11 protein-coding genes are annotated in these 15,790 nt (G+C 58.0%); 5 read left to right on the top strand and 6 right to left on the bottom strand.

Annotation, left to right across the window (positions count from 1 at the left end; genetic code table 11):
* Window positions 1–28: 28 nt before the first annotated feature.
* On the bottom strand, window positions 29–1,750 hold the full coding sequence (gene pilB / locus ACPPVV_RS13660) for a type IV-A pilus assembly ATPase PilB (protein ID WP_426700432.1): 1,722 nt from the start codon (window positions 1,748–1,750) through the stop codon (window positions 29–31).
* A gap of 571 nt (window positions 1,751–2,321) precedes the next feature.
* On the opposite strand from pilB, the gene ACPPVV_RS13655 reads away from it, so the two are divergent.
* The 5 genes from ACPPVV_RS13655 to ACPPVV_RS13635 all read left to right on the top strand — a co-directional run bounded on the left by ACPPVV_RS13655 (window position 2,322) and on the right by ACPPVV_RS13635 (window position 7,299).
* Window positions 2,322–3,182: a glycosyltransferase family 2 protein gene (locus tag ACPPVV_RS13655; protein WP_426700431.1), complete on the top strand. Its 861-nt coding sequence runs from the start codon at window positions 2,322–2,324 to the stop codon at window positions 3,180–3,182.
* Between the two features lie 11 nt (window positions 3,183–3,193).
* Window positions 3,194–3,907: a class I SAM-dependent methyltransferase gene (locus tag ACPPVV_RS13650; RefSeq protein ID WP_426700430.1), complete on the top strand. Its 714-nt coding sequence runs from the start codon at window positions 3,194–3,196 to the stop codon at window positions 3,905–3,907.
* Window positions 3,900–5,084: a glycosyltransferase family 4 protein gene (locus ACPPVV_RS13645; protein ID WP_426700429.1), complete on the top strand. Its 1,185-nt coding sequence runs from the start codon at window positions 3,900–3,902 to the stop codon at window positions 5,082–5,084. Before ACPPVV_RS13650 ends, ACPPVV_RS13645 begins: the two co-directional genes overlap by 8 nt.
* A gap of 2 nt (window positions 5,085–5,086) precedes the next feature.
* Entirely contained in the window at window positions 5,087–6,130 is a 1,044-nt protein-coding gene (locus tag ACPPVV_RS13640; protein WP_426700428.1) for a glycosyltransferase family 4 protein, read from the top strand.
* Between the two features lie 77 nt (window positions 6,131–6,207).
* Window positions 6,208–7,299 carry a glycosyltransferase family 4 protein gene (locus ACPPVV_RS13635; RefSeq protein WP_426700427.1) on the top strand — a complete coding sequence of 364 codons (1,092 nt, stop codon included), beginning with the start codon at window positions 6,208–6,210 and terminating at the stop codon, window positions 7,297–7,299.
* Here the strand turns inward: ACPPVV_RS13635 and ACPPVV_RS13630 are convergent.
* The 5 genes from ACPPVV_RS13630 to ACPPVV_RS13610 all read right to left on the bottom strand — a co-directional run bounded on the left by ACPPVV_RS13630 (window position 7,256) and on the right by ACPPVV_RS13610 (window position 15,734).
* Window positions 7,256–8,152 carry a hypothetical protein gene (locus tag ACPPVV_RS13630; RefSeq protein WP_426700426.1) on the bottom strand — a complete coding sequence of 299 codons (897 nt, stop codon included), beginning with the start codon at window positions 8,150–8,152 and terminating at the stop codon, window positions 7,256–7,258. The two genes, ACPPVV_RS13635 and ACPPVV_RS13630, sit on opposite strands and share 44 nt — an antisense overlap.
* Before the next feature lie 252 nt (window positions 8,153–8,404).
* Entirely contained in the window at window positions 8,405–9,670 is a 1,266-nt protein-coding gene (locus ACPPVV_RS13625) for a lipopolysaccharide biosynthesis protein (RefSeq protein WP_426700425.1), read from the bottom strand.
* A 78-nt stretch (window positions 9,671–9,748) separates the two neighbouring features.
* On the bottom strand, window positions 9,749–11,794 hold the full coding sequence (locus ACPPVV_RS13620) for a hypothetical protein (protein ID WP_426700424.1): 2,046 nt from the start codon (window positions 11,792–11,794) through the stop codon (window positions 9,749–9,751).
* A 53-nt stretch (window positions 11,795–11,847) separates the two neighbouring features.
* The gene (locus ACPPVV_RS13615; RefSeq protein WP_426700423.1) at window positions 11,848–13,671 is read right to left on the bottom strand and encodes a sulfatase-like hydrolase/transferase; all 1,824 of its coding nucleotides are present in this window, start codon (window positions 13,669–13,671) and stop codon (window positions 11,848–11,850) included.
* A 32-nt stretch (window positions 13,672–13,703) separates the two neighbouring features.
* Window positions 13,704–15,734, bottom strand: a complete 2,031-nt coding sequence (locus tag ACPPVV_RS13610; protein ID WP_426700422.1) for a tetratricopeptide repeat protein — start codon at window positions 15,732–15,734, stop codon at window positions 13,704–13,706.
* Between the last annotated feature and the right edge of the window lie 56 nt (window positions 15,735–15,790).

Here is a 15,790-nt window from a genome sequence, read left to right as displayed (position 1 = left end):
AATGCTACGGACGTCGCAGATCCACCACTTATTCCTTGGTGACGCGGTCGATCTCGGTGAGGCTGGTCAGGCCCTGTTTCACCTTGAGCAGGGCCGACGCGCGCAGGTCGTTCACCCCGGCGGCCTTGGCAACCTCGGAGATCTGCAGTGCGTTGCCGCCTTGCAGGATGATCTTCTGGATATCTTCCAGCATCGGCATCACCTGATAGATGCCCACGCGACCCTTGTAGCCTTCGTTGCAACTGTCGCAGCCAACGGCTTCGTAAACAGTGAGCCCGGCATCGATATCGGCCTGGGTGAAGCCGGCGGCCAGCAATACCTGCGGCGGCAGCTCCATCGGCTTCTTGCACTCGTGCAGGCGTCGCGCCAGGCGCTGGGCGATGATCAGGGTGACCGACGAGGTGATGTTGTACGGCGCGATGCCCATGTTCATCAGGCGCGCGATGGTCTGCGCCGCGTCATTGGTGTGCAGGGTGGACAACACCATGTGACCGGTCTGCGCGGCCTTGATCGCGATTTCTGCAGTTTCCAGGTCGCGGATTTCGCCGACCATGATCACGTCCGGATCCTGGCGCAGGAACGAGCGCAGCGCGCTGGCAAACGTCATGCCGCGCTTCACGTTCTGTTGCACCTGGTTGATGCCTTCGACGCGGATTTCCACCGGGTCTTCCACCGTCGAGATATTGCGCTCGGCGGTGTTGAGCATGTTCAGGCCGGTATACAGCGACACCGTCTTGCCCGAGCCGGTGGGGCCGGTGACCAGCACCATGCCGTAAGGCTTGTGGATAGCGTCGACGTACAGCTTCTGCTGCTCCGGCTCGTAGCCGAGCTTCTCGATGCCGATCTTGGCCGACGAGCCATCCAGGATACGCAGCACGATTTTCTCGCCGAACAGCGTGGGCAACGTGCTCACGCGGAAGTCGATCGCGCGGGTCTTGGACAGGTTGAGCTTGATGCGGCCATCCTGCGGCACGCGCTTCTCGGCGATATCCAGCTGCGCCATCACCTTGATGCGCGAGGAGATGCGGTTGGCCATCTTCATCGGCGGGCTGGCCACGGCCTTGAGCATGCCGTCCATGCGCAGACGCACCCGGTACTGGGTTTCGAATGGCTCGAAGTGGATGTCCGAGGCGCCGCGGCGGATCGCGTCGACCAGGATCTTGTTGACGAACTTAACCACCGGCGCGTCGTCGCTGGCGGTGGCGTCGATACCGGTCGACTCGGCTTCGCCGTCGCCGCCTTCGAGATCCAGCTCGTCCAGTTCACCGCCGCCCATTTCGGGCATGGTGTCGCGCATGCTGTTGAGCAGGCTTTCGATCACCCGCTGCAGCGAACTGCGCTCCACCAGGATCGGTTCGACCATGCAGTTGGAGTGGAACTTGATCTCGTCCAGCGCATGCGATTGCATCGGATCGGCAATGCCGACAAACAACCGCTTGCCGCGACGAAACAGCGGCAACGCCTGATGCTTGGTGATCAATGCCTCGCTGATCAGGTTCAGCGGCATGGCGGCCGGATTGATCGACGTCACGTCCATCGTCGGCATGCCGAATTCGGCCGAGGCGATCCGCGTGAGTTCGCCGCTGTCGACAAGATTGTGGTCCAGCAGCCAGGCGCTCAGCGAAGCCTTCTGCTGGCCGCTGTCGACCATGGCCCGGCGGACATCGTCCTCCGGCATGACGCCTTCGGACACCAGCCGGCGCGCCATGCCGGATAGACCCGCGAGCGACGGTTGCAATTGAGATGACATAACCAGACCCGACCCCGCCCCTGTATGACGCCGAATCTACCGCAGTCCGGCCCGCAGGTCACCTTTTACTCCGCAATCAAAGCCGCACAACTTGACGCACTGCACAAGCCGCCGCTTTGCTGTGCTCCCCCCACTAAGCAGAGAGGGGCGGATAGGCTCGCCAGCTCTGCTGTTCCCTGCGAAGCAGGGAGGCTGTGAGAGAGTGACGCCCTTGCCTTCATCCAAAAAAAGAGCGCGCCCTCCAAATTGCCTTGCACGCAGACACACCCAACGCCTGCCGAAAGCCACAACCACACCTCAATCCCCGACCAAGTCTCAAAACACAGCCAGCTGTGCCGCTTCCCATGCAACGCGGGCGAGGAAGGGTGGGCTCGTCAGTTCTGCTCCTCCCCCTGCTTGCAGGGGGAGGTTGGGAGGGGGTAGAGCCTTTGACTTCAGCCCAGCAACAAACAGCACCTACCAATCGCCCTGCACGCAAACACACTCAACGCCCGCCAAAACCACAACCCCACCTCAACCCACACCCAACCTTCAAGCTATGATCCCTCCCTTCACCCGGGGGAGCCGCCTGTTGAACCACCTGAGCATCATTCTGCCCGCCAAGGACGAGGCGCCCGCCCTCGCCGCGCTGCTGCCGCGCCTGCGTGCCGCGCATCCGGACGCCGAGATCATCGTGGTCGACGACGGCTCCGTCGACGACACCCGCAGCGTCTGCAAAAGCAGCAACGTCACCTGCCTGAGCTCGCCCTATTCGATGGGCAACGGCGCTGCAATCAAACGCGGCGCTCGCGCCGCCACCGGCGACATCCTCGTTTTCATGGACGGCGACGGCCAGCACGACGTGGCCGACATCGCCCGCCTGCTGGACCAATTGAATCGCGATTACGACATGGTCGTCGGCGCCCGCGACTGGAGCAGCCAGGCCGGCGTCGGCCGCGGCCTCGCCAACACCTTGTACAACTGGCTCGCCACCCGCATGACCGGCCACCCTGTGCTCGACCTCACCTCCGGCTTCCGCGCCGTACGCGCAGACAAGTTTCGCGAATTCCTGCACCTGCTGCCCAACGGCTTCAGCTACCCCACCACCAGCACCATGGCATTCTTTCGCAGCGCCTATCCGGTGGCCTATGTGCCGATCAAGGCGGCCCAGCGCATCGGCAAGAGCCACATCAAGCCACTGCGTGACGGCCTGCGCTTTTTGCTGATCATCTTCAAGATCGCCACGCTGTATTCGCCGTTGAAGTTGTTTGTGCCAGCGAGCGCAGTGTTTTTTCTAGTGGGTTGTGCCAACTATGCGCGAACATTCATCCAAGACGGCCGGCTTACTAATATGAGCACGCTGATGTGGAGCGCAGCGGTGATCGTGTTCCTCATTGGCTTGGTGTCAGAGCAGATCACCGCGCTGACCTATCGTCGCGAAAGCGACCGCTGATTCAAGTGATCATGAAAATGCCGACCGATAGGTTCGACTCCATACGTGATTTCTACGATAACGAGTACTATGCCAACGTCGGTCATGGGCTGCGATTGCCCTGGCATAGCCGGCGCATAGGCCAACGGCTCGGCGACATGTCGGGATGTCAGGTACTGGACGTAGCCTGCGGCACCGGTGAATGGCTCGGCTTCTTTCATAAACAGGGTGCTGCAGTCGCCGGGATTGACTTGTCGCAGAAGGCTATCGATGTGTGTCGCAAACGGTTTCCCGAAGGGGACTTCCGGTGCGGACCGGCCGAGATATTGCCGTTTGCCGACGCACGTTTCGATCTAGTGACTTGCATGGGGTCGCTTGAGCACTTCCTGGACAAGCCGGGTGCGCTGACAGAAATGCGGCGAGTCGCCAAGCCGGACGCGGCCTTCCTCATCTTGGTACCCAATGAGGGCTTTCTTACGCGACGACTCGGTTTCTACCGCGGCACCCAGCAGGTCAAGGCGAAAGAAGAAGTGCTGGAACTGGGACGCTGGAACGAATTGTTCCAGCAGTCGGGCCTGATCGTGCTGGATCGCTGGCGCGATTTGCATCCTTTGTCATGGCACTGGATCTTACGTGGCAATCCGCTGGTCTGGCCCATGCGTGCATTGCAGGCGCTGGCGCTGACCACCTGGCCGGTGAAATGGCAGTACCAGGTTTATCACTATTGCAAAGCGGCTCATGAGTGACGCGCTGGTCCGCGGGCAGCCACGCAACACCATTCTTCTGGTGACCCGTAACTTGCCACCCTTGCGTGGTGGCATGGAGCGACTGAATCGTCACATCGCGATCGAGCTACAAGTGGACTTCCAGATTTGCGTGGTGGGTCCCGAAGGTTGCCGCGTGGCACTGCCGGACGGAATCAAAGTTCACGAAGCGCCAGCGCGTCCGCTGTGGCGTTTTCTTCCACAGGCGATGATCCAGTCGCTGCGTCTGGCTCGCCAATTCAAGCCCCGAGTGGTGCTAGCAGGCAGCGGATTGACGGCTCCGATCGCAGTGCTGGCCGCGTGGTTGGCGGGCGGACGCAGTGCACTCTACGCTCACGGGCTCGATCTGGCCGTGCGGCATCGGCTGTATCGCGCCCTGTGGCTGCCCTTCCTACGTCGATGTGACCTATGCATCGTCAACAGCCACCACACCAAGGGCCTTGCCGTGGCTGCCGGCATCAAACCCGAGCGCATCACTATCATCCATCCGGGCGTCAGCCTTCCTGAAGTTGGTCGGTCGAGCAGCGCAGAGGAATTCCGCGAGAGATACGATTTGAGCGATCGTGAAATTCTACTTTCTGTGGGCCGGTTGACGCCGAGAAAAGGTCTACGGGAGTTTGTCCGTGAAGCGCTTCCCGAGATAGTGCGTCGTCACCCTAATGCGGTCCTGCTGGTCATCGGCGACGAAGCGCCTGATGCTCTGAATGGTGCAGGCACAGGGGCTGCGATCAAGGTGCAGACACTGGCCCGCGACCTTGGCTTGGAACAGCACCTGCTGATGGTTGGCGCCTGCAGCGATGCGACGTTAACCGCAGCTTATGCTGCCGCGGATGTATGCGTATTTCCATTGCGCCAGATCCCCGGTGACGTGGAAGGCTTTGGCATGGTGGCGATCGAGGCAGCGGCGCACGGACTCGCTACCGTGGCTTTCGACGTAGGTGGCGTGGCTGATGCAGTGGCCGATGGGCGATCAGGCTGGCTAGTACCCGCCGGTGACTACACCACGATGGTGGAGCGTATCGGTCGCGTGCTGCTGACCCGGCGATCTGTGCAGACGCGGATGCAAGCCCGCGCTTTTGCCGAAGCGTTCGACTGGACTCACTTCGGTTCAACTCTGCGCCGGAACATAAGACAATTGATCGCTGGCGAGGCGACCTGACTTTGTCGCCCGCCCCTGGCATTTGGTTTCCGGCGCTGCAAGCCGGCAGCGGCGCGGACGTGTTCACGCGACGTCTGGTCGATGAACTGTGTCGTCGCGGCATTCGCGCCGAAATCAATTGGCTTCCGCACCGCGCCGAGTTCGCGCCTTGGAGCGTGACAGTGCCTGAACCGCCCTCATGGGCGACTGTCGTGCATGTAAATACTGGGCTCCATCCGCGCTTCCTGCCACGCAACTTGCCGGTCGTCGCGACACTCCATCATGCCACGCATCATCCCGATGCCGCACCTTACAAGCGTTGGCTGCAATCGCTCTATCACAAGCACTGGATGATTCCGATTGAGCGACGCACTATGCAGCGAGCGGACATCCTAGTGGCCGTGAGCAGATTTGCAGAAAAGACCGCGCGCCGGGTCGTGCTCGACCGACCGATGACGGTAGTATTCAACGGCGTGGATCTCGACAAGTTCAAGCCGGGACCAGTGCGCGAGGTACAGCGTTCTGTCCGGTTGCTCTATGTCGGTAAATGGGCTCCGCTGAAGGGTGTCGATCTGCTGGCGCCTATAATGCGATTGCTTGGCGAGGGATTCGAGTTGCACTTCACCGGGGGAGATGCGGCACTAAGGAATCGCGTCGTCATGGCTGAGAACACACATGACCTAGGCCGGCTGCGTGGCGACGATGCGGTGGTGGCCGCCATGTGCGATGCCGACATCCTGCTCTTCCCGTCCCGAAGCGAGGGCTTCGGCTTGGTGGCGGCCGAGGCGATGGCCTGCGGGTTACCCTTAGTGGCCACGCGCGGGTCGTCGCTGCAGGAAGTGGTTGTCGACGGCGTCACTGGTATCTTGTGCCCGCAAGACGACATAGGGGCATTCGCAGCGGCGATACGCGCACTTGCAGGTGACGCACGCAAGCGGATGAGCATGTCGCAAGCCGCAAGGCAGCGGGCAGTCGAAGCTCTGGATCAGAATTTGATGGTGGATGCGTATTTGCGCATTTACAACGAATGTTCGAAACGCAGCCTGCTTCACAGGCAGAACGCTTGAACTGTCGTTTGTGAACGCCGGAAGTGTGGCAGCGCCACGCGAGCGGCAAAACTGCTCCGTCATGACAGGTTGGGGATATGAAGATCGGAATTGATGCCAGTCGGCTGAAAGCAGAGATGACAGGGGTTGGCAGGTATACGGAAGGCATTCTTACCTCGCTGGATCGGGAGCTGCCGGGTGCCACGTTCGTACTGTACGCACGTCGCGAATGCAGCTTCGTGTTTCCATCTGATCGCTGGTCCGTTCGTTGCGACCTGCACCCTCTGTTTAGTCGCCTGCCGACGCCGCAGTGGATACATTATCGACTGGCCAGCATGGCCAAATCCGATGGACTGGATGTTTTCTGGGCCGCCAATACGTTGATGCCCCGCGGGCTCAAGACGTTTGCTCCGTGCGTGACGACCGTCCATGATCTGATCCATCTGTTTGTGCCAGAGACATTGCCGCCACTCACCCGGCTCGGCTATGGATGCTGGTTTGACGCTGACGTGCAACGAGCTGACAAGGTGGTGGTCATTTCGCAGGGAACCGCCAAGCGATTGGTCGATCGCTTGGGGCGCCGCGCCGACGGTATAGCCTTTCCCGCAGTTCCGGTGCTGCCACTCGATTGCGAAAACGCCGCGGAAACGCTTTCGAAACTCGGAGTGAGGCTCCCGTTTCTGCTTACAGTGGGCACCCGTGCACCAAGGAAAAACTTGGTCAGCGCGGTGGCCGCGGTAAAGCTGCTCAAAGCGCGCGGAAAATTGCTCGATTACCAACTGGTAATGGCCGGAGGCGAAGCTTGGAACCGCAGCAATCGTTCGGTGGAACGGGACGACGGAGCTCATTGGATCAAGCCCCTTGGTCATGTCAGCGATGGAACGCTGGCTGCCCTGTATTCGCTTGCCGACGCCTTTGTCTTTCCATCACTATATGAAGGTTACGGAATGCCAGTCATCGAAGCTCGGACGCTGGGCTGCCGCGTGATTACCACGGACAGCCCCGAACTGCGCGAGGCCGGTGGCGTCGGCGCCACCTACGTGGCGCCAACACCTGAAGGCATCGCCGCAGGCTTGGAGCGAGCTCTGGCGCAACCGAAGCCCGCGCCCGTCAAGCTGGACCACGACTGGCACGATGCGGCACGAGTCATGGCGCGGACGTTTGGTCAGGCAGTATCGGCTGGTCGTTGACAGACATTTGATCTGCCAAGAATTTCAGAGAAGGACGATGCCCGCTGGCAAGGCGCCTTAGATAATAGCGCGGCTCCTGGAAGAGTTGTTCGACGGTGAAATGGGGGAAATGGACGGAGTCGCTGTCGCGGACAAAAAAGGCATTCACACCGGACAGTCCGCAAGTGATCAGTGTGTAACCCAATGGCCTGAGCGCCTCCAAGAAGGCCATGAGCGAAGCCCCCTGATAGTCATCACCTTGCCAGAATTTGTTGGCCTTGGCTTGAATGGCGACATTAATGGGGGGCGGAAATTTGGCATTGTATTCTGCGCAGATGACACGTGGTCGATTATCTTCAAGCAAAGTGGTCAGAACATTTAGGTCATCTCCATCAATGTCGACTGAAAGAAAATCCACGGAGGACGTGCGAAGTGCGGTAAGTGCCTCCGACACAATTTTTCCGACGTTCTTCACCGAGACGAAGGCCTGCTTTATGACGAGGCGTCGATTGTCGGGCAGTTGTTTTGAGATGTAGCTGATTTTTCTCGCGTCAGCGTCAATCCATGCGCCACGCCACCCCTGCAGCAAAAGCGTATGAGTATTATTTTCAAGGCCGTCGCTACATCCGATCTCCACGAAAATCCGATCTCCGAGTCCGAGCTTGGAAAAAATATATGCAATGATCCCATCCTCGTCGAACTGGGAATACACTTTGTATCCGTACAAGGCTGGGTTTTCTGGCGTACAAGCGGAAACACTCTCCTTGATGCGAGCGTATTCTTGATGCAATAAGGTCTGCTCATTATTTAGCTCGTGAAGTCTCCGCGATAGCGTGACTGTTGCTTTTTTCCATGCGGCAATTGGATCGAGCATTGACTTAGTTTCCTGATGTGTCTGTGTTATTAGTTAAGTTACGCGCTGCTAGGCGGGTTTAGTAAAAATATACGCGCCTTAAAATAAATGCAGAAATCGTTGGCCCGAGATCGCCAGACTGATAACGCTTTGCCAGATCTCTGTCATGCAAATTTTGCACAGGCAATCTTAGGTGAAAATGCCAAAAGCCTACGAACTCCACGCTTTCCACTTTAAGTGGCTCAGGTCTTGTCAGTTTGAGGCGTGATAATGTCATCTCTCTCGTTGCGCGCTTCGCATGCATGCAACGACAAAAGTCCACCCGAGTAAAGTCATCACCCACTCCGAACACGCAAGCGCCAGCGGCATGCCAACGGTTCCGAAACGTGCGGTCAGCATGATGGCCCCTACCAGCATGATACCCAGGCCAACCACTTCGAATCCCGCTCGCATCCAGGGTTTGCCCAACGCCATCAGGACACTGCCGGCCGCCAATCGCAGCGCAATCCCGGGAACGGCAAGGCACAACCAGTGGATTACGTGTCCAAGGTCATGGTACTTGACCCCAAACAGATAAACAAAAAATGGCGCGATGAACCAGATCAGCACTGTCAGTGCAAAGCTGTAGGCGCAGGTCGCAATTAGCACCAGCCGAACAAGTTGCGCAGTCCGCTGGCGCTGAACGTGGCCTTCGCGGAACAGGCGAGGCAATACGGAAAGCATCATCGCGATGACCGGTAACGTGGTCGCGCCAATGACTCTCGCGCCCGCCGCGTACACTCCTGCCGAGCTCAATGGCAAGAGCCTCGCCGCGAGTGTTTTGTCAATTTCTGTTGGAGTATTGGCGGTGACCGCCAAGGCGGCGTAGCCCGCCGTATTTCGAAGTTCCGCACTCGATGGCAGCCGCCAGCGTTTCGGTGCGGGCCATGGCGCTGGCATGCTGAACGTGGCGACGGCGAGCGCGATTAGCGACGCAAGCAGGTAACCATAACCATAGGCACTCAGTATGTCAGTTGGTTGCAGCAGTAGTACCGCAAGCGCTGCAGTCAGACGCAGCGCGAGAGGCAAGGTGGCCAACAGTTGCGAACGGGCGATGCGACCAAGTGCGAGGTGCTCCGCGGCAGGCAAGCCGAACAGCGGTTGCAGCAGCGTTTCGGTGATGCCGATGGCAACCAGCGCTGGCATCGGTACGCCGTCGCTGAGAACCAATATGCCGATCAACAGATAAATGGTGAGCAAAACGCTGCCGCACAACAGCGTGGTGGGCACCGCATAACGCAGCACTTCGCGACATTGGATAGGGTCACGCGACACTTCACTGAGCAGTACGAAGTGCATGCCGAACGTAGACAAAGTTCCCAGCATCACGGCGAGCGCCGCCACGCCGGCGAATGCACCGAATTGATGCGGCCCCAACATGCGCGCGACCAACAGCAACGTGCCTGTCTGCACCAGTAGACGCAGTCCGAGCACAACACTGGTACGTAACGTGGCGCGAGCGATAGGCCCGTTAAGTGCAGTAAGACCGAGAAGGCGCATCAGGGGTCAACAGTCATTAGCAAGGGGGCTGCGGTTCATTGGCTGCTGTCTGTTAAGGAGAAGGCGACACCATGAACACTACTGCAGTCCAGGTAGTGCACGCAGTTCGCGCAGACTGCTGTCCAGCCGCCCACCAATGTTCTGAGTTTCGAGCTGTTCCATGGCAGCCTTCGCTTCAAGCTTTTCGTCCTGTGCGGCCAGCATGCGGATCAGTGTGATTTGGTAGGCCGTCTCATCGGGTTGAGTGCTGACGGCTTCCTTGATCATGCGAAGTCCCAGAGCGCGCTCGTCCAGCACGTTCCAAGAATAGTCACCGTAGGTTGCGAGCAGGCGAGCGCTGGGGTTCGGGTGCGAAAGCGCTGCCATGAAGGCTTGCGTCATGCGATCTGTTCGGAGCATGCAACGATGTTCGCGCACGCACTGGGTCAGCGCACCCAACGAACTTTCATCTTGTACACCGGATTTACGCGCCTTCAGTTTTGCAATCATGCTGTACCACCAAGCGTCTTTGATCGGCAAGTTCATACGTGAATTCATGAAGATCAGTGCTTGTTCCGGCAGGATAGATGAGTCCGGTAGGGCGGCCGACTTCTCCAGCGGCGCATACGCCAGTTTGGTGAAGCGAGAGGAAGGATCGTAGCGTGAGTAAATGATGTACGTGCGGCCTAATTCGTACAGTGCGCGTGGTGATCGTGGTGCGCGGCTGGCAAGATCCTGAGCCAGTCGCAAGGGGTTGCCCCATGCATAAGAGGTAAGCGAGGTAAGCGTGGCCCAACAGACCATTAGTCCTGCCAACAAAACATAGCGCGGAAGTACCATCGGCAATGCAAAAACAATTTCGTCAGTCGCCCTTCTGGATGGGGCGGCGAGCAAGGGCACGATCGTAAGCAATAGTCCGAAACTGGCAAAATAGTTTCGATGTTCATAGATGAGTTCTAGTGGCAGGATGGTACCGGTAAGAAGCTGGCAGCCAAGGAACAGCGCGATGCCAAGGGCGGCGAGTGGCAGTCGACGGCGTAGCCATAGCACCAGTGCGATCAGCACGCTAAGAAACACGATGCTTGCCAGGGTGGTCCAAGGCGTCCACAACCCCTGCGAAACTTGAAAATTGTCGTGATAAAATGATAGCGCGGCAGGTGTTGGTAGCAAGCTCCAATCAATGTAGCTAGCAATGATGCGTGTTTCACTGAGCAGCCGTGTGGCCAGACTGAAGTCTCGAAAGGCCCAGGTTTCCGGCCTCAAAACCCTGGGGAGTAACCATGTCACCCCGATGACCATCGGTATGACTAGTACCAACAAGAACAGACCGTGGATGCGGCGATCTTGGGGCGTCATCCGATCGTTTGACGCCGACAGAAGGGGCTCGGCTGGCTGCCGCTTGCGAAAGCCGAACAGAATCCATTCCACCAGCAGCGCGTAGAGCGGTAGCATTACCGCGGTTTCCTTGACCAGGATTCCAACGAACAAGGGTAAAGTGATGCTGGCTGCACAGAGCAGGAAGTTCCCAATATCCGACGAGGCGCGTACCTCTGGATAGACCTCTGATCCGATCGTCGAGATCAGCCCGAGCATACGACGCCGTCCCGTGAGGTAGCCTATTAGGCCAAGCAGGACAAAGAGATTGGCTAGGCTCTCCATCCGCTGCACTACGTAGAGGACGCCGGTCAGATTGATGGGAAGCAACATCCAGCTACCCGCGATCAACGCAGCTACGACGCCAGGCCTCGCTGATTCTGCCGAAACTCCAACGATCGACTTGGTCGTTTGAAGGAGGACACTCTGAAGGAGTGACCTCGCGAGCAGGAATGCAAATAACCCGTTCAATAGATGAATGACCAGATTGGTCAACTTCATCGCGTACGGGTCGAGTCCGCTGACAAGATAATTGACCGCGAAGCTCAGTGATGCCAAGGGTCGTTTGAATTCGCTGGCTGGTGAAGACAGCGCAGCATTCACCAACGTTGCGAGACTGGCGTCATGTGGTTGCACGCCTTGGTTATCGACGATATTTGGGTAGTCATCGAACAGGAAGCCTCCGGAAAGACCAGGCCAGTAAACCGTCGCCGTAATGATCAGGAAAGCGAGCAACAACCATAAGGCCGGGCGCTGTGGTGATGCTTTCATGCGCGTTGGGTTACTCCAAAAGTTGCCTGGATGATGGGAGATAGGAGCTGAATTTAAGCATTGACGCGTGCGGCTATGCTCATCGCTGATCGAGTGTGATCAGTTTTCGGTGGTTGGGGTAGCGTCGTTGAGTTTGGTTTTACCTGTGGCTCCGAACTTTTGGAAGGCAGATCCAGCGAATTTTTCGGCAACACCATTGGGCAATTTTTACCAAAAACAGCACTGTCGAAGTCGGCCTGCCAATATGAATGGACGATGCGCTGTCGGTAGCGCCAGTTGTGATTAAACAGACTCCAGCTTTCATCATGTCCGGAAAAGTCGACGCCGGCCATGTCAATCAACGATTCGAACGTACTCGCGCTCAATGTTGGTTTCCCTGCATGGCTGACTAATGTAGCAACTCGCTCTGGAAATCGGTGCGAGTATTCGTCCGAATACCAGAAGAATGCCGGGACCTCGAATTCGTAGCGAGTTCCCAAGCCATGTCCGGAAAACGAGCAGGTCGGAGTGGAAAGCATCTCGCCATGATCAGATTCGTACCATAGTGCCGTCATCGCGCCACTCTGGCGCAGAATGCTGATGGCTCCAGCCAGCACATGATCCGTGTAGAGAATTGTGTTGTCGTAGCTGTTCTGTTGGTGCGCGAAACTGGGGACTTTGTTCTCGCTATCGGCCATAGTCGGCCGAAAATATTTGAAGCTTCTAGGGTAACGGAAGTCGTAGTTGGTATGGCTACCCATCATGTGCAACACGATGAACTGGTCACGCTTCGAGTCCGCCAAAGCATCACTTAAAGGTTGGAGCAGATCTTCGTCATAGCTTCCTGGCGCCGTCCAGGAGGCATGATTCAGCCATTTGACGTGTTGCGCCTGGTAGGCGTACATCGAGACGGGCGAGTCGAATTTACCGATGGCCAGTTGATTGGAAATCCAGTATGTCTCGTAGCCAGCTTCCTGCATGGCGCGCAAAATCGAGGCCTCATCAAACGTGGGGCTGGCACTCGTGATCGGCTTACGCGTAACGGCCAAGGGAATGGCCTGCAAGGAATTTGGCCATGAGGTCAGCATGTTTCCTATCAACACGAGGTTACCCATGTGGCTCAGCTCGGGGTTGGTCGGGCGAGGATAGCCAAACAGTTGCCAATGGCTGCGTCGACTGCTTTCACCGATCACCAGCACGTACACTTGGCGCTTATGTACTTGGGTTACGCGTTTGGCGTGGAAGTGGAAACCATCAAGTCTGGCCGATTGGGTTCGCATAGCAATCCATTCGCGATGATAGGCACCAATGCGTTGTATCAGGCCGAACGGATACCCCGGTTCGATCGACTCGACAAATGTCGAAGCCAGATTTGTGGCGTCTTGAACGCGCTGCTGGACGGTTCCATTCGTTGAGACCATGGCTACGGCCATGGTTGTCAGTGGTGTAGCGATGAGCACAATAAGTGCCCGAGTACGCCACTGATTTCGCCAACACAGTCCTAGGCGAGCGATCCGCCAAATGCCAAGCGATGTCATTGCCACCGCCGCCATAAGAGCCACTACGATCGGTATGAGTGCGGGGCCGAGATATTCTCGGGTTTCCCTTGGATTGGTCGCGACCAAGGTGCCTATGATTTCTGCAGAGGTGGGATGGTGGTATATCGCGACGTAATACGCCTCCACGGGTGCTAGCAACATGAAAGGTGTCAGTATCAGGTAGGCCAGCCAAGGCCGATCTCCGAGTAATACGAAAAACGCCAGAAGAAGCGCCGCGGGTATGAACAGAGCCTCGATAGCCGTCTGCAAGTCGGAGCGATGCGCATACCAAATCAGGTTGGGTAGCATGAGCATGAGCAACATGAGGAAGGCTGCGCCCAGAGTCAGGGAACGGATCATCGAGCTTGCTGGCGAGGTCATTTTTGTGGAACTCACAGAGAAGCCGATCGCATATCATCAGGTTGATGCATGGAGAAAGACGCAGTAGGGGTGATTGCCGCGGCTCGATTCTGTCGATCGAGCAGCGCACGCAAACGGCTCAACTCAAGCGGCCAATAATGCTGTCGATCAAGGATCCAGTCGTGGATCATCGGCATGCCCACTCCTGGCGCCATGACATTTTTTTGCACATTCTGATAGTGATCGAGCAGTTGCAGGCCCTGTGCAGGGTAGCCCGCCGTTCCCAAGGTGGCAGCAGCCTGAAGTGCCATACCTGGTCGCACCTGCAGATCAAGTGCCTGAGTGAAGTCAGCCAGCGCCGAGTCCGGCTGGTGCTCGGCTAGCGCGATGCGGCCGCGCAGGTAAATAAGATCCTGCCTTGGGCCAGCAGCGCTCAGCGCCGGGTTTTGCAGGCCTGAGTGGATCAGTCCAAGCAATTCGGATGGCGTCAATCCGGGGCAACCGCCTGCCATCACGGTAGGCAGAATGCGATCAAACCAATGAGATAACAGCGCACCCACGTTGGCGGTTTTGCGCATGGCGGCGTTTGCTGCCACTAGGTCAGTAGCCCCTACGCCGCCAGTCATGCATCGGGCACCGATCAAGTTGAAGGCAAGTTGCGCCTGCTCCGGTTGGGCAGCAAGCAGCTTTTCCAGTCGGTTGATCGCTCGCTGTGGATGTCCGCTTTCCATTTCTATCGCTGCAAGGTTGGCTTGTGCCCGCGGTGAGTTCGGGTTGATCTGAACCCATATGCTGGCCTGCCGATCAACATCGCCCCATAACTCGGCCCGCACATGGGTCATCCAGGCCAAGCCGAGAGGTAAACAGATCAGCAAAGTGCGTTTGGGAATCCTTAGTGAGCGGCCGTCGGCCAGCCACAGGCCAAGCGGCCAGAACATAAGCAGCGCAGGTATGTAATTGCGATGTTCGAAATACAATTCCAGCGGGATCGAGGTGGACTCAAGTAGATGTCCCGCAAAATAAAACAACACGGTCAGTGCCCAAGCAGGATACCTACCCCGCAAACGCCATGCGCCGACGATCAGGGCGATGACTGTAACAAGCGCCAGAAGGGTGCTTAAGGGATGCCATAGGGAGATCGAGGCCGAATATTGGTCGTTGAACAGCCCGCTGGAAAATGGTCGGGGCAGCCACAGTAGCTGCAAGTAATCGATCAATACGCGTGGTTCGGTGAGCAACCGCTGCGCGTAGTTCCAGGGCCGTGATGCCGGGCCGCCGACGATAATGCCATGGACGCCCACCCACCCAAGATAGGTACCGATCGCCAGTGCCGGGGTCAGCATGAATATCAGCGACAACGCGCGCTGTGCGCGCTGCGCGTGATCGGTTGTTAGCGGTTGCCGCGCGGCTAGGAGAATTTTTTCAATGAGCAAAGCATACAGTGGCAGTAATGCCCCATTCGCTTTGGCCAAGGTGCCGAGCAGGGTGAAGCCGCCAAGACCAAGGATGCCCCACGCCACGCCTGCGGCGATGTTCCCGCTAGCAAGCTTGCTGCGTCCGTGTAGCCAGATCAGTAAGCCAGCAAGCACGCAGGTTGCCGGCAACATCGCTTCGCGCTGCACTATATATAGTGTGGTCGATACCAAGAGCGGATGCAGCAGCCACAGCGTTGCTCCAACCAATGCAGCCAGTCGGTATCGCATGGACTCCATCGCCAGTGCCTGACCGAACCTGGCCAGCAGCGCATATAGCAATACGCCATTGAGAAGGTGCAACACGAGATTGGTGCGCTTGAACGGAAGTGGATCGGCAGGCCAGTCGCGGGCATCGAGCAGAAACGTCAGCAAGGTCAGCGGTCGGCCGGTGGGATCCGCAATGCCGGAAGTGATGTAGCGCCAGAAGGTCGACCAACGATCAATGGGTCCGCTGGCGCCGAGCGCTGGCAGATTGCCGAAATCATCGAACAGGAAACCGCCATGGAGGCCCGGTGCATAGCAGATCCAGACCAACACCAATACCAAGGGCAATAACGCCAACGGAAGCGTGGCAAGACGGTGGCGCATCGGCGATCAACCTTGCGATAAAAGAAGGGCCGCACGTGGCGGCCCTTCTGGTGACA

Source organism: Rhodanobacter sp. Col0626, assembly GCF_049994385.1.
Taxonomy (GTDB): Bacteria; Pseudomonadota; Gammaproteobacteria; order Xanthomonadales; family Rhodanobacteraceae; genus Rhodanobacter.
The sequence above is the reverse complement of the archived record's forward strand: the minus strand, read 5'-3'. Positions and strand labels throughout refer to the sequence as shown.

Excerpts from the sequence above, each read along its gene's own strand:
- ACPPVV_RS13625 (WP_426700425.1), bottom strand. The coding sequence starts at position 9,670 with ATGCGCCTTCTCGGTCTTACTGCACTTAACGGGCCTATCGCTCGCGCC.
- ACPPVV_RS13620 (WP_426700424.1), bottom strand. The coding sequence starts at position 11,794 with ATGAAAGCATCACCACAGCGCCCGGCCTTATGGTTGTTGCTCGCTTTC.
- ACPPVV_RS13610 (WP_426700422.1), bottom strand. The coding sequence starts at position 15,734 with ATGCGCCACCGTCTTGCCACGCTTCCGTTGGCGTTATTGCCCTTGGTA.
- ACPPVV_RS13630 (WP_426700426.1), bottom strand. The coding sequence starts at position 8,152 with ATGCTCGATCCAATTGCCGCATGGAAAAAAGCAACAGTCACGCTATCG.
- ACPPVV_RS13645 (WP_426700429.1), top strand. The coding sequence starts at position 3,900 with ATGAGTGACGCGCTGGTCCGCGGGCAGCCACGCAACACCATTCTTCTG.
- ACPPVV_RS13615 (WP_426700423.1), bottom strand. The coding sequence starts at position 13,671 with ATGATCCGTTCCCTGACTCTGGGCGCAGCCTTCCTCATGTTGCTCATG.
- ACPPVV_RS13635 (WP_426700427.1), top strand. The coding sequence starts at position 6,208 with ATGAAGATCGGAATTGATGCCAGTCGGCTGAAAGCAGAGATGACAGGG.
- ACPPVV_RS13650 (WP_426700430.1), top strand. The coding sequence starts at position 3,194 with ATGAAAATGCCGACCGATAGGTTCGACTCCATACGTGATTTCTACGAT.
- pilB (WP_426700432.1), bottom strand. The coding sequence starts at position 1,750 with ATGTCATCTCAATTGCAACCGTCGCTCGCGGGTCTATCCGGCATGGCG.